Source organism: Pseudomonas sp. P8_229, assembly GCF_034008635.1.
Classification (GTDB): Bacteria; Pseudomonadota; Gammaproteobacteria; order Pseudomonadales; family Pseudomonadaceae; genus Aquipseudomonas.
Genome location: NZ_CP125378.1, coordinates 3,136,733 through 3,151,323, shown reverse-complemented (window position 1 = coordinate 3,151,323; position 14,591 = coordinate 3,136,733). Strand labels below are relative to the sequence as shown.

Below are 14,591 nucleotides of genomic sequence, written 5' to 3'. Positions count from 1 at the left end.
TAGGTCAGCCACAGCAGGGCCGTCGATGGCGGTGTGCGGTTTCACGATATCCGGCAATCCGCTCAAGCCGCTTCTACGCTCTGGCATAGCGAGAATCGGTTATGCCGGAACAGACATTGGCCATTAGCGTTGCGCCATCTCCGCCTCCGGATACACCGACTGCCATCCCCCACCCAACGCCTTGTACAACCCGACCATCGCCAGCGACACCCCGGTCGAACTTTCCACCCACTGCTCCTGCGTCGCCAGCAACGCGCTCTGCACGGTGAGGACGTTGACGAAATCGACCACGCCTTCGACGTATTGCTGTTGTGCGGTGCGCAGGGCGATCTGGTTCTGGCGTACGGCTTCGGCGAGGCTGTCGCGGCGGCGTTGGCTGGCGTTGTATGCGCTCAATTGGTCGTCGATTTCATGCCAGGCGCGCAGCACGGTTTGCTGGTAGGCGATGGCCGCTTCCTGTTGCTGGGCTTCGCGCAGTTGCAACATGCCGCGCAGGCGTCCGCCGTCGAACAGCGGCAGGCTGAATTGCGGGCCGATACCGAACGCGCGTGAACCCCAGGAGCCGAAATCACTGAGTTGCATTGCCTGTGAGCCGAGGCTGCCGGACAAGGTGATGCGCGGATAAAAATCGCCCTTGGCCACGCCGATGTTGGCGGTGGCGGCATGCAGATGCGCCTCGGCCTGACGGATGTCCGGACGGCGTTCGGCCAGCTGCGACGGCAGGCCAATGGCGACTTGCAGCGGCGACTGCGGCACCGCCGCGTCTGTGGATAACGCTTTGGCCAACGCTTGTGGCGGTTCGCCCATCAACAGGCTGATCGCGTTGATCAGCTGCGACTGGCGTTGCTCCAGGGCGGGCAGACGCGACTCGATGGCGGCGACCTGCGCGGCGGCTTCGGCGACGTCCAGATCGGTCGCCACACCATCGTTGAGGCGCAGTTGCGACAGTTTGAGGCTGTGCCGGGCGACATCGAGGTTCTGCTCGGTGACCGCACGAGTGTTCTGCACGCCGCGCAGCTGGATGTAGTTCTGCGCGGTGTCGGCAAGAACCGCCAGCAACACGCCGCGACGAGCGTTTTCGGCGACTTCAAGGTTGGCGTCGGCGGCTTCGGTTTCCCGGCGCACGCGGCCCCAGAAATCCAGTTCCCACGAGGCCGAGAAACCGGCGTCCCACAGGTTGAAGGCGGAATCGCCATTGTGTCCGGACGGATCACTCAGGCCTTCGCCGCTGTTGCGTTTACGCGCGTAGCTACCGGTAGCGACGCTGTTCGGGTAACGATCCGACGTGATCACCTGGCGCGCGGCGCGGCTTTGTTGCAAGCGGCTGCTGGCCAGTTGCAAGTCGAGGTTGCTCTGCATTGCACGCTGTGTGAGGGCCGAGAGCTGCGCATCATGGAAAACATCCCACCAGCGTTCGTTCAGCGGCTGACTGACCGCCTGGCTTGGGGCGGACCTGGCGGGTTTGGCCCAGTCGGCGATTTGCGTGGCCTGGGGTTTGTGGAAATCCGGGCCGACGGTGCAGGCGCTGAGGCCAAGGGCGAGCAAGGCACTGAAGGTGAGTTGCTGCCACTGGCCTCTTCGCGAGCAGGCTCGCTCCCACACGTTGGAATGCGTTCCTCCTGTGGGAGCGGGCTTGCTCGCGAAAGCGCCAGCCGATTCGACCTTGATCATCGCTGAGTCACCTCACGCACCGCCGGCGCCGAACGGCGGGTATCAATGCGCGCTTCAACCGACATGCCGACGCGCAGTCGCTCGGCCAACGGCTGACCCGGTTCAAGCAGGATCTTCACCGGAATCCGCTGCACGACCTTGGTGAAGTTGCCAGTGGCGTTATCCGGTTTCACGGCAGCAAAGGTCACCCCGGTCGCCGGCGCGATGCTTTCGACGCGGCCGCTCAAGGCTTCGCCGCCGAGGCTGTCGACCCGTACCTCAACTGCCTGGCCCGGCTGCACGTCGGTCAGTTGGGTTTCCTGAAAGTTGGCGATCACATAGGCCTGGCGCAACGGCACCACCGCCAGCAGTTTGCTGCCCGGCGTGACATAAGCGCCGACGCGCACCGCCCGCTCGCCGACCATGCCGTCCTGTGGCGCAGTGATGCGCGTATAGGACAGCTCGAAACTGGCGATTTCCAGCGCCGCCTGCGAGTGCTTCAAACTGCCTTCGGCGGCATCGCGCTGAGCCGTAAGAATGTCGACCTGCTTGCGCTCCGCCGCCAGTTTCGCGGTTGCCGTGTCGAGGTGCGCAGTCGCCTGATCGATACGCGTGCGCGCCTGTTGCGCGTTCTGCACAGTCCCGGCACCGACGCCGGCCAAATGGTTGTAGCGATTCAATTCCTGCTGAGCAAAAGCCATTTCAGCCTTGGCCGACACCACCGCAGCCTGGGCCTGAGCGATCACCGACGTCTGCCGCTCCAGCGTCGCCCTGGCGTTTTGCAATTGCGCGCGGGCGACCAGGGTTTGCGCATCGGCGGCTTGCGCAGCGGCGCGCAGATCACGGTCATCGATCAAGGCCAGCAGTTGGCCGGCCTTCACTTGCTGGTTGTCTTCCACCAGCACTTCCTTGATGAAACCGGCCACGCGCGGCACCACCAGAGTGTAGTCGGCCGAAACGAACGAATCGTTGGTGTTTTGCTGAGTCCGTTTACCAAACAGGCCGGGCATCGCCAGGTACACCAGCACACCCACCGCCAGTGCGGCGGCCACGGCCACCGCGAGTTTCTGCTTTGCTTGAGTCGTCATAAAAACCTTCTGTTTCAGTACAGCCATCAGGTCGGCGCGCGCGGCGGAAAGATCCGCGTCGGCAGCCAGAAAATCAGCAGGATCAGCGTCACCGCGACGCCGGCCATGCACACATAGAGATCAGAAGAAGTCAGCACCACCGCCTGTTCGTGCAGGCGATGGGCGAGGCCCGGATCGCTGCCATCGGCCAACGGTGAATTGCCGAGGTTGTCGATCAACATGGTCGAGTGGAAATGCAGGCGCGCGGTGGTCAGCGCTTCGATCACACCGGTGGCGACCACTGCTGCCAGGCCTTTCACCGTGTTGAACCAGGCGGAAGCGAACGGCCCGTCCTGCGGTTGAATGCTGCCGGTGGACAACATCAACAGCGGCAGTACCGACATCGGCTGACCGAAGATCTGCAACCACTGCAGGACGTAGAAATTGTCGCGAATCCATTCCGAGGTCAGCAGCGAGCCGCCCAGGCAGGACAGCGTCAACATGCTCAAGCCGATGCCCAGCACCCAGCGACAATCGACCCAACGCAAGTTACACAGCGCCGCCACCAGCGGCAGCGCAATCAGCTGCGGCAATGCGGCGATCAGCATGATCGGCGCAGTCTGCACCGGGCGGTAACCCTGCACCTGCGCCAGATAGCTCGACGGAATCAACACCACCGCCTGCAACACCACCAGCACCCCGGCGAGGGTCATCAGCGCGAACGACAGGTTGCGGATGCCGAGCATCTGCAGCTTGAAAAACGGGATCGGCTGCGACCATTCGTTGATCAGAAACGCCAGCAACAACAGCGAGCCGGCGCCGAGCAGCGCGCAGATCAGGTCCGATTCGAACCAGTCCAGTCGATTGCCCTGGAGCAAGCCGATCACCAGCATGCAGATCGCCGGAAAGCCCAGCAGCAGCCCCTTCCAGTTGAAGGTCTTGAGGCGTTCCAGACGCAGCGGATCCTGCGGAATGCCCCAGGCGACCATCGCCATGGCAATCAGGCACGGCACGATGATTTGCCAGAACGTCCATTGCCAACCGACGTATTCACTCCACAAACCGGCCAGCGGCGTGCCGAGGCCGGGGCCGAAAGTCGCGGTCAGCGCGTAACCGGCCAGGCCATAGAGTTTGAAATTGGCCGGCAGGAACCGCAGGGCAACGGTCATCAGCATCGGCGGCAACGCACCGCCGGCCAGGCCTTGCAGGGTGCGCATCAGCAACAGGCTTTCGTAGTTCGGGGCGAACGGGCACAGCACGCCGAGCAGCGTGAACAGGCTGATCGCGCAGAGGGTGAAACGGCGTAGCGAAAAGGTCACCGAGCACCACGGCGCGAAAGCCATCGCTGCCACCGAGGTCGCGGCGTAGCAGGCGACCAGCCAGGTGCCTTCGTCGTACCCGATGTTCAGCGCGCCACGGATGTCGGCAAGCGCGACTTTGGTCACCATCTCGTTGAGGCCCGAGACCAGCACCGCCAGCAGCACGCCAATCAGGCCGGTGATGATCCGCGCCCCGAACATCGGTGGCGTGGCCGCCGTCGCCGGACTGGCCGCAGCGATGTGCGCCGGGACCGTCAGGGATGTCATGAATGCGAACTCCGGAGGGAAAATACCGGAGCATCTTAGTCGGGCTTACTGCTGACGAAAATTGACTTATCGGCAGGTTATAAGTGCGTCAGGCGCAATTATTTCCCCTGTAGGAGTGAGCCTGCTCGCGATGGCGCCATTTCAGTCGATATTTTCGGCGACTGGTACACCGCTATCGCGAGCAGGCTCACTCCTACAGGGTTTTTGTGGTTTCGAATCAGGGTTGCGCGGCCAGCCACGTTTCGTCGCAACACGCCTTGAGCGTTTCGCGCAGCCAGCGGTGCGCCGGGTCCTTGTCGAAGCGCGGGTGCCAGGCCTGGGTCAGCATCAGCGTCGGCAGCGGGATCGGCAGGTCGAACGAGCGCAGCTTCAAGCCCAGACGGCGCACGCTGAGCAGCGCTTCCTTGGGCACCGGCAGGATGAGGTCGGAATCGGGCAAGGCAAACATCGCCGCATGGAAGCTCGGCGCGATCACCGCCACCCGCCGCTCCAGGCCCAGGGCGTTCAGCGCGGTATCGATGGGCCCACGGGCAATGCCACGGCGCGACATGCTGATATGGGAGAACCCGGCATAACGCTCGGCGGTGATTTCACCGTCGAGCAACGGATGATCCTCACGCACCAGACCCACGAAATGCGTGGAAAAGAGGTTTTGCACTTTGACTTCCGGGGTCACCGGACGGGTGTTGCTGACGCTCAGATCGATGCGCCCTTCGCGCAGCGCTTCATCGTCACCATCGCCCTCGGGGACGAAGCGCAATTCACAGTGCGGCGCCAGTTGGTCGAGGGTGTCGAACAGCTTGCCGCCGTACACACCAATGAAAAAATCGTTGGCACGGATGCTGAAACGCCGGCGCAAAGTGCCCAGTTCCACGGTGTCGGCCGACCGGAACAACAGCGCCGCTTGCTCAACCACATCACGCACTTGTTCGCGCAGCTCGAGGGCTTTGGGGGTGGGCACCAGGCCACGGCCGGCGCGCACCAAGATCGGATCGCCGATGGCTTCACGGATGCGCGTCAGGGTGCGGCTCATGGCGGCGGGGCTGAGGTTCATGCGCCGCGCAGCACCGACCACACTGCCTTCGTCGAGCAAAGCGTCGAGGGCGACCAGCAGGTTCATGTCCGGGAGTTGCATGCAGAGCACTCGTGGCCGATCTGGATTGATCTGGGTGCAATGCTAGCAAACATCCTTGAAACAGGTGGCGTATGAACCGACGCCTTCGCGAGCAAGCCCGCTCCCACAGGGGAAACGCATTTCAAATGTGGGAGCGGGCTTGCTCGCGAAGGGGCCAGTCCTGCCAACAGAAATCTCAGCGCTGCATACCCCAGCGCTTCACCGTCACCCGCTCCAGCGTGTCGAACACCAGATTCTCCACCAGCAACCCGATCAGGATCACCACCGCCAACCCGGCGAACACCTTGTCGGTGTATAACTCGTTGCGATTCTGGAAGATGTACCAGCCCAAACCGCCTTTGCCACTGGTCGCACCAAACACCAGCTCAGCGGCGATCAGCGTGCGCCAGGCAAACGCCCAGCCGATTTTCAGCCCGGCGAGAATCGACGGCAGCGCCGCCGGTATCAGGATGAACAGCACAAAACGCATACCCTTCAGCCCATAGTTGCGCCCGGCCATGCGCAGGGTTTCAGACACACCGAGAAAACCGGCGTAAGTGTTCAACGCCAGCGCCCACAGCACCGAATGCACCAGTACGAAGATCAGGCTGTTCTGCCCCAGCCCGAACCAGAGCAAGGCCAATGGCAGCAAGGCGATCGCCGGCAGCGGGTTGAACATCGAGGTCAGGGTGCTCAGCAGATCGCGGCCAAACTGGGTCGACACCGCCAGCGTGGTCAGGGCAAACGCCAGCACGATGCCGATCAGGTAACCCTTGATCAGCACCACCAGAGATATCCACACCTTGCCCAGCAATTCACCACTGAGCAGGCCGTCGTACAACGCATGACTGGTCTGCAGAAAACTCGGCAGCAACAAGTCGTTGTTCTGCACCCGGGCGACGATTTCCCACAACACCGCAAGCAACATCAGGATCAGGCTTTTACGCAGCCAGCCCTGTTGCCACAGGCGTTGGCCCAGCGGTAATTCGCGCTCGAGCGGCACGCTGGTCAGCGGTTCAGGGACGGTCTCAAACTCTTGTCGTACAGACGATCGTTGGCTCATCGGGCAATCCTCCAAAACGCTCAATAAGCGATGCGAATGTCGTTGAAGTCGTGGTCACGCTCGGTTTCCGGCGACTGGCCTTCATCGAACAGCAAACGGTGAATGCGCCGTGCCGACTCCTGAAACGCCCCGCCGCCGAGGCTTTGCAGATCGTATTGATGGCTGTGCACTTCAGCGCGCACCCGCCCCGGATGTGGCGACAGCAGCAGGATGCGATTGCCGACCACCAGCGCCTCTTCGATCGAGTGGGTGACGAACAGCAAGGTGAAGCGCACCTCTTCCCAGAGCAGCAGCAATTCTTCCTGCATCTTGCGCCGGGTCAACGCGTCCAGCGCGGCGAAAGGCTCGTCCATCAAGAGGATTTTCGGCTGCATCGCCAGCGCTCGGGCAATCGCCACCCGCGCCTTCATGCCGCCGGACAGGGTGTGCGGATAGGCATCGGCAAACGCTGCCAGACCGACTTTTTCCAGATAGTGCAGCGCGCGCTCTTCGGCGTCTTTTTTGTGCAAGGTTCGCGAGGCGAGCAGCGGAAACATCACGTTCTGTTTGACGGTTTTCCACGGCGGCAGTTGATCGAATTCCTGGAACACCACGATCCGGTCCGGACCCGGCCCATCGACACGCTGACCTTGCAGGCGGATCTCGCCTTCACTGGGCGCAATGAAGCCGGCGGCCGCCTTGAGCAAGGTCGACTTGCCGCAGCCCGACGGGCCGAGCAGCACGAAACGGTCCGCCGGATCGATTTCGAAACTGACCTGATGCGTGGCCCGCACCACCCGTTGCGGGGTGCGGTATTCGAGGCTGACGTTATCCACCGCCAGTAGCGCCTGGCTGCTGGCGATCGGGTTGCTGGCCGCGTGGCCTTGCAAGGGGGCGTTCATCTCGATCAGCTCCCTTGCAACGGTTTGGCGTCCTGGAAGAAGTAGTCCTTCCAAGATTCAGGTTTGTTCTTGATCGCGCCGACGCGGTAGAGGAATTCGGCCAGTGGATACGTATTTTTAGGCGTGACGCTGAATTCGAACTGCGGGTTGTCGATGATTTTCAGCAGCTCGGCGCGGTCGATCCTGGCTTTGGTCACGCGAATGTAGGTGTCCGCTGCGGCGCCTTTATCGTTCTGGGCGAATTGCGCGGCTTCGGTCAGCGCTTCGACGAAGGCTTTGTAGGTCTTCGGATTGTCGTTGCGGAATTTTTCGGTGGCGAACAGCACCGTCGGCGAGTTCGGGCCAAGGATGTCGTAGGAGTTGAGCACCACGTGCACATTCGGATTCTGCAGCGCCTGATCCTGGAACGGCGGGTTGGAGAAATGCCCGGTCAGCTCGGTGCCGCCGGCAATCAACGCGGCGGTGGCGTCCGGGTGCGGGACGGCGATGGTGTATTTGTCGAGGCGATTGAATTCCTTGTCACCCCACTGCTTGGCCGCCGCGTATTGCAGGAAACGCGACTGCACCGAAACGCCCACCGCCGGCACCGCGATGCGGTCCTTCTCGGTGAGGTCGGCGATGGTTTTGACCTTGGGGTTATTGCTCACCAGGTAGTACGGGAAGTTGCCCAGCGAAGCCACGGCTTTGACGTTCTGCTTGCCGTGGGTGCGATCCCAGATAGTCAGCAACGGGCCGACCCCGGCACCGGCAATGTCGATGGAACCGGACAGCAGCGCATCGTTGACCGCCGCGCCGCCCGAGAGCTGCGTCCAGTCGACCTTGATGTCGATGCCTTCCTGCTTGCCGTACTTCTCGATCAGGCCCTGATCGCGCACCACGTTGAGCAATAAATAGACAATGCCGAACTGCTCGGCGATGCGGATTTCACCTTCGGCGTGGGCCACAGTCGGCGCCACCAGGCTGCCGGCAATCAGGCTGAAACCCAAGCCAATAGCGGCAGCCAGCGGTGCAAATGGAAGACGTTTGGACATGATCGGATCTCCGGCAAATCAGAAAGGCGCGTCGCCCTGAATGGTCGTGCGATACAGCTTGCGGCGCAGGTGCGCAGGGCAGCCGGCGGCAAGGTGGATCAGCGAGCGGTTGTCCCAGAACACCATGTCGTGGGGCTGCCACTGATGGCGATAGATGTTTTGCGGCAGCACGCTGTGGGCGTAGAGCTCGGCGAGCAGTTGTTTGCTCTCGTCCTCCGGCAAACCCACGATGCGCGTGGTGAAGCCTTCGCTGACGAACAAGGCCTGGCGGCCGTTTTCAGGGTGGGTACGGACGATCGGGTGCACCACTTCGGCGACCTGCGCCAGTTGCTCCGGGGTCAGGGTCGGGCGCCAGTTGCCTGCGAATTTGGTCTCGCTGTAGCGCGCCGTGTAGGAATGCGCGGCCGAGCGGCCTTCGACGGCTTTGCGCAACGCTTCGGGCAGGTGGTCCCAGGCTTTGTGCATGTCGGCAAACAGCGTGTCGCCGCCCTCGGACGGCAGCTCCTGGGCATGCAGCATCGAACCGAGACTCGGCAGCTCTTTATAGGAGAGGTCGGAGTGCCAGAACTTGCCGGCATCGCCGAGGCCGATGCTCTGGCCGTTCTCGACGATGTTGGAAACGATGAGAATTTCCGGGTGATTGGCCAGCAGGAACTGCTTGAGCACGTGAATCTGCAACACGCCGAAACGGCGGCTGAAGTCGATCTGCTGGTGCGGGGTAATGCGCTGGTCGCGGAAGACCACGACGTGGTGATCCAGATGCGCACGGTGGATGCGGGCGAAGTCCTGGTCGTTGACCGGGCGGGTCAGATCCAGACCGATGATTTCGGCGCCGACGGCACCGCTGAACGGGCGGATTTCAAAGGCTTGCGGCGCGGCAGTCGCGACGCTTGGGGTGGCAGTAGCTGCGGACATCTTTCAATCTCCCACGCACGGCGCGCTCACGGGCGCGCACGTCGATCAGAAACTCACGCTGGATTACGTGTTGGTTCAGGTCGTGCGGCGCGCCGATTGGTCGGCAGGTACGCAGGGGGATGACTTTAAAGCTATAAGAACTTGAAATTAAATACCGTTAATGAATAACGATATGGCGAATGGTGAGGAATGGACGGTTTGGTGAGTGACGATTTGTGTCACTTATTGACAGATGTGTGGTGAATTGGCTGGCCCTATCGCGAGCAGGCTCACTCCTACAGTTGATCAGTGGACACAGATTCTGTGTTCGACCGAGATCCATTGTAGGAGTGAGCCTGCTCGCGAAGGGGCCGTCAGCCGCGCTGAAGGTCCTAGCGCTCGTGCAACGCCTCGGCCCGCGCCCGGATGATCGGCTTGAGCAGATAACTCAACACCGACTTCTTGCCGGTGATGATATCCACCGACGCAACCATCCCCGGAATGATCAGCAGCGGCTTTTCATCGGTGCCCAGGTGGCTGCGCTCGGTGCGCACCTTGATGATGTAGTAGGTGGTTTTCTTGTCTTCGTCGGTGATGGTGTCGGCACCGATCTGCTCGAGCTTGGCTTTGAGTCCACCGTAAATGGTGTAGTCATACGCGGTGAACTTCACGATCGCTTCCTGCCCCGGGTGCAGGAAGGCAATGTCCTGCGGACGGATCTTGGCTTCGACCAGCAAGGTGTCATCCAGCGGTACGATTTCCACCATGTCGCTGCCCGGCTGGATCACCCCGCCGATGGTGTTGACCAGCAACTTGTTGACGATGCCGCGCACTGGCGAGGTGACCAGCGTACGGCTGACCCGGTCTTCCAGCGCCTTGCCGGTGGCCTGGGCCTTATTCAGGTCGGTGCGGGCTTCGTTGAGTTGGGTCAGCGCTTCACTGCGGAATTTGCCGCGAGTTTCATCAATTTTGCGCTGCACTTCCTTGATCGCCGATTCGGCGCGCGGGATGGCTAGCGTGGTTGCATCGAGCTGACCACGGGTTTCCACCTCGGCACGCTTGAGCCGCAGTACTTCCACCGGCGATACCGCGCCCTGGGCCACCAGCGGCTCGGACATGTTGATTTCCTGGCGTTGCAGGCCCAGTTGCTGGCGGTACTGCGCCTGCTTGGAGCTGAACTCGCGCAGCTCTTGCTGACGCTGGATCAACTGCTCCTGCAAACCACCGATCTCGTCGTGCAATTGCTGGCGGCGGCTGATGTACAGCGACTCTTCGCTTTTTGCCTGGCCCGGCACGGCTTTGAGTACGTCCTCAGGGAAATTCAGCGGACGGTCATCGACCTCGGCGCTCAGACGCTCGACGCGCAGCAGCATCGACAGTCGATCGGCCTCGGTTTCGCCGACGTTGGAAGCAAATCGCGTGTCGTCGAGGCGAATCAGCGGTGCGCCAGCCTCGACGATCTGACCTTCCTTGACGAACAGTTCGGAGACGATCCCGCCCTCGAGGTTCTGGATTTTCTGGATCTTCGACGATGGAATCGCCTTGCCGTCGCCCTTGGTCACTTCGTCGATCACGGCGAAGTTGGCCCACAGCAGCAGAAAGATAAAGAAGCCGATGATCGCCCAGATGGTCAGGCGCACGACGCGCGGGGCGTCCTCGATCAGCGCCTTGTTGACCTCCGGCAGCGGCTGGCCCTGCAGCGAGGCAGAACCCTTGAAGTAGCGACGGATCGACTCTTTGACACCCGACTTAAGCAACACTGATCTGCCCCTTCTTCAACGCTTCCATCACGGCGGCTTTCGGGCCATCGGCGAGAATCTGTCCACGGTCGACCACCAGCAGACGGTCGACCAGCGATAGCAGCGAGGCCCGGTGCGTCACCAGCACCACGGTCTTGTTTTCAACGACGGCGGCCAGGCGTTGCTTGAGGCGTTCTTCGCCGGTGTTGTCCATGGCGCTGGTCGGTTCATCGAGCAGCAGGATCGGCGGGTTGAGCAGCAGCGCCCGCGCCAGTGCGACGTTCTGCCGTTGGCCGCCGGACAGATTCTGCCCGCGCTCGCCGACTTGCAGCTCGTAGCCTTGCGGGTGCAGGCGGGCGAACTCATGGACACCGGCCAGTTCGGCGGCTTGCAGCACCAGTTCGTCTTCGACGTAACGTGCTCCGGAGACCAGATTGTCGCGCAGGGTGCCGGCCAGCAGCTGGATGTCCTGCGGCACGTAGCCGATGTTGTAGCGCAGCTCGCTGACGTCGATCTGACGGATATCCACACCGTCCACCAGCAACGCGCCGTCGTCCGGTTGATACAGGCCCACCAGCAGTTTCGCCAGCGAACTCTTGCCTGAACCGCTGCGGCCAATGATGCCGATCTTCTCGCCGGGACGGATCACCAGGTTGATGTTTTTCAGCGCCGGGTTCTGTTGTTCCGGGTAGGTGAAGTTCAGCTGACGGCACTCGATCGCGCCCTGCAGCACCTTGCGGCTCAGCGGACGCTCTTCGAAATTGCGCTCCTGCGGCAGCTCCATCATCTGGTCGACCGAGGTCATGGTCACCCGCGCCTGCTGGTAGCGGGTCAGCAGACCGGACAGTGACGCCAGCGGGCTGAGCGCGCGGCCACTGAGCATGTAGCAGGCAATCAGACCGCCCATGCTCAGGTTGCCGGCGATGATCTGGTACACGCCGAAGACGATCATGATCACCCCGGCCAGTTGCTGGATCAGCAGGGTGATGTTCATCGCCAGACCGGAGAGCATTTTCACCCGCAACTCGAGACGGCTGAGGGTGCCGATGGTCTGTTCCCACTGGTATTGGCGTTCACTTTCGGCGTTGTTGACCTTGACCGCGTCGAGGCCGGCGAGGGTTTCGATCAGGCTCGACTGCCGCTCGGCACCGAGGGCCATGGTGCGTTCCATGGTCGCTACCAGCGGCTTCTGCAGCGCATAGCCGATCAACAGCGCAATCGGGAACGCCAGCACCGGAATCCACACCAGATGCCCGCCGAGAATGGCGATGACGATGAAGATCAGGATGGTGAACGGCAGGTCGATCAGGCTGGTCAGGGTCAGCGAGGCGAGGAAGTCGCGCAGGCTCTGGAACTCATGGATGTTTTGCGCAAAGCTGCCGACCCGCGCCGGGCGGTACTTCATGGCCATACCAACGATGCGCTCGAACAGCGTGGCGGAGATGATCAGGTCGGTTTTCTTGCCGGCCAGATCCAGGCACAGGCTGCGCAGGCTTTTGAGTACCAAGTCGAAGATGTAGGCACCGGTGATGCCCAGCGCCAGCACCCACAGGGTCGCTTCGGCCTGGTTCGGCACCACGCGGTCGTAGACATTCATCACGAACAGCGGCGCGGCCATGGCGATGATGTTGATCAGGAAACTGGCGGCGATCGCGTCGGCATACAGCCAGCGGGAACGCTTGAGGGTGTCGCGAAACCACGAACGCGCACGCGGGATCAGTGTGCCGTGGTTGACGTCGAATTTGTGCTGCGGCTGGGCGAAGAACACTTTGCCGGTGTAGTCGTCGGCCAGCAGTTCGCGGCTGACCACCGATTCGCCACCGTCGCTTTCGCTGAGCAGCACCCGGGCTTCGTTCTCGCCTTGCCAGCCGAGCAGGACCGCACTGCGGCCATCCTTGAGCAGCAACAGCGCCGGCATGGCAATCGCCGGAATCTCTTCCAGCTTGCGTTGCAGCACCCGGCCCTGCAGGCCGGCGCGAGCCGCTGCGCGGGGCAGCAACTCGACACTCAGGCGTTGCTTGGGCAGCGGCAGACCGGTGGTCAGCATCGCCGCGCTGGCGGGTTTCTGGTGCAGCATGCACAGAGCGAGCAGACCATCCAGTAACGGATCGTCGTGCATCGCGCGCGGATCATGAATGAGTTGAACTCGACTGACTTCTGATTCCACGCTCGGCACTCTTGGCTAACAATTGAACAATGAAGGTTCTGCTCAATTCATACCGGGCAGTTGGACCTTCGGCTTCACATCGTTCTGCACGACGGATGCCAATGGTGCGACCACTCCCTGGCTTCTGAGCAACTCGCCCATGGTCGCCTTGATTCGATACTGAGTAAATAACTGAATGTTCTTGATCTCGGCCAAACGACGCGAAGCGGTGAACAACTCGTTTTCGCTGTCGAGCAAATCGAGCAGGGTTCGCTCGCCAAGGCTGAACTGACGCTGGTAGGCGGTGCGCACTGCAGTGCTGTGATCAACGTATTGCTGAGCGATCGGCACCTGGGCGTTGGCATTGTTCAGGGCGTTCCAGGCCAGGCCCAGTTCTTCGTTCAACTGACGCAAGGCGTTGTTGCGGATGTCCAGCGCCTGGTTCGACAGGTACGACTTGGATTCCAGATCGGCCTTGTTGCTGCCACCCGAATACAGGTTGAAGCGCATGCGCAGCATCGCCTGCCATTCGTTGTTGTGACCGTTCTGGCCGTCCAGATCGTTGTCGGCGGTGCGCCCCAGTTCGGCGTCGAAACGCGGGTAGAACGTCGACTTGGCGGTTTCGTACTGCTTCTCGGCCGCGGCGATGTCGGACTCGGCCGAACGCAGGATCGGGCTGTTTTCCAGCATCTGCGTGCGGGCTTCATTGAGGTTGGCCGGCATCATCGCCATGAACGGTGCAGGACGCTCCAGCTGGTCAGGCATCTGGCCGACGGCGCTGAGGAAGTTGGTCTCGGAGTCGGCAAGGTTGGTCTGTTCGGTGATCAGGTTGTTGCGCGCCTGAGCCATCCGCGCTTCAGCCTGATCGAGGTCGGCACCGCTGCCGACACCGCGCTGGGTGCGCAGCTGGATCTGGTCATAGATGCGCTGGTGGCTCTTAAGATTTTCTTCGGCCAGACGCACGAATTCGCGGCGGGTCAGCACGTCCAGATACACCTGGGCAACGGTCAGCGCGGTGCGCTCGGAAGTGCCGAGCAACGAGTAGGCGCGGGAGTTGACGGTGGCTTGTTGACGCCCGACTTCGCTGGACGTCGCAAAACCGTCAAAAACCATTTGCGAGAGACGTAAACTTGACTCGCCGCGGTTCAGGGTTTCGTAGTGGTTGCTCCCGCCATTGGCGCGGGTGGTCACGCTGTCGGTACCTTCACGACCATAACCGCCCAGCAGATCGACCTTGGGCAGGTATCCACCTTTGGCAGCCTTTAACTGATAATCCGCCGCCAAACGACTGTTGACCCCTGCCTGGATCTCCGGATGGACATCCAGTGCCTGTTGCATGGCTTCTGGTAAGGATTGTGCTTGGACGAAAGAGGCGGCGAGAGCGAAGGGTACAGCCAGGAACAGGGGCGAACGCATGATA

General features: G+C 61.8%; 11 protein-coding genes. All 11 read right to left on the bottom strand.

The features are described 5' to 3' along the window. Positions 1-123: 123 nt before the first annotated feature. The 11 genes from QMK55_RS14275 to QMK55_RS14225 all read right to left on the bottom strand — a co-directional run bounded on the left by QMK55_RS14275 (position 124) and on the right by QMK55_RS14225 (position 14,587). A complete protein-coding gene (locus tag QMK55_RS14275; protein ID WP_178082087.1) occupies positions 124-1,671 on the bottom strand; it encodes an efflux transporter outer membrane subunit in 1,548 nt (515 codons plus the stop codon). After that, entirely contained in the window at positions 1,668-2,738 is a 1,071-nt protein-coding gene (locus tag QMK55_RS14270) for an HlyD family secretion protein (RefSeq protein ID WP_320329406.1), read from the bottom strand. The genes QMK55_RS14275 and QMK55_RS14270 overlap by 4 nt, the downstream gene beginning before the upstream one ends. 26 nt (positions 2,739-2,764) lie before the next feature. After that, on the bottom strand, positions 2,765-4,303 hold the full coding sequence (locus QMK55_RS14265) for an MFS transporter (protein ID WP_320329405.1): 1,539 nt from the start codon (positions 4,301-4,303) through the stop codon (positions 2,765-2,767). Between the two features lie 217 nt (positions 4,304-4,520). Then, entirely contained in the window at positions 4,521-5,438 is a 918-nt protein-coding gene (locus tag QMK55_RS14260) for a LysR family transcriptional regulator (protein WP_025113444.1), read from the bottom strand. 175 nt (positions 5,439-5,613) lie between these two features. Then, positions 5,614-6,480 carry an ABC transporter permease gene (locus QMK55_RS14255; protein ID WP_102354759.1) on the bottom strand — a complete coding sequence of 289 codons (867 nt, stop codon included), beginning with the start codon at positions 6,478-6,480 and terminating at the stop codon, positions 5,614-5,616. A 20-nt stretch (positions 6,481-6,500) separates the two neighbouring features. Continuing rightward, entirely contained in the window at positions 6,501-7,361 is an 861-nt protein-coding gene (locus QMK55_RS14250) for an ABC transporter ATP-binding protein (RefSeq protein WP_320329404.1), read from the bottom strand. 5 nt (positions 7,362-7,366) lie between these two features. Beyond that, complete coding sequence (locus QMK55_RS14245; protein ID WP_320329403.1) at positions 7,367-8,392, bottom strand: ABC transporter substrate-binding protein; 1,026 nt, start codon at positions 8,390-8,392, stop codon at positions 7,367-7,369. An 18-nt stretch (positions 8,393-8,410) separates the two neighbouring features. Beyond that, positions 8,411-9,307: a TauD/TfdA family dioxygenase gene (locus QMK55_RS14240; RefSeq protein ID WP_320329402.1), complete on the bottom strand. Its 897-nt coding sequence runs from the start codon at positions 9,305-9,307 to the stop codon at positions 8,411-8,413. A gap of 371 nt (positions 9,308-9,678) precedes the next feature. Further along, complete coding sequence (locus tag QMK55_RS14235; RefSeq protein ID WP_102354763.1) at positions 9,679-11,046, bottom strand: HlyD family type I secretion periplasmic adaptor subunit; 1,368 nt, start codon at positions 11,044-11,046, stop codon at positions 9,679-9,681. Further along, positions 11,036-13,192 (bottom strand): type I secretion system permease/ATPase, encoded by a 2,157-nt coding sequence (locus QMK55_RS14230; RefSeq protein ID WP_102354764.1) that lies wholly within the window; start codon positions 13,190-13,192, stop codon positions 11,036-11,038. The genes QMK55_RS14235 and QMK55_RS14230 overlap by 11 nt, the downstream gene beginning before the upstream one ends. Before the next feature lie 42 nt (positions 13,193-13,234). Next, positions 13,235-14,587 carry a TolC family outer membrane protein gene (locus QMK55_RS14225; protein ID WP_320329401.1) on the bottom strand — a complete coding sequence of 451 codons (1,353 nt, stop codon included), beginning with the start codon at positions 14,585-14,587 and terminating at the stop codon, positions 13,235-13,237. Positions 14,588-14,591: the final 4 nt, after the last annotated feature.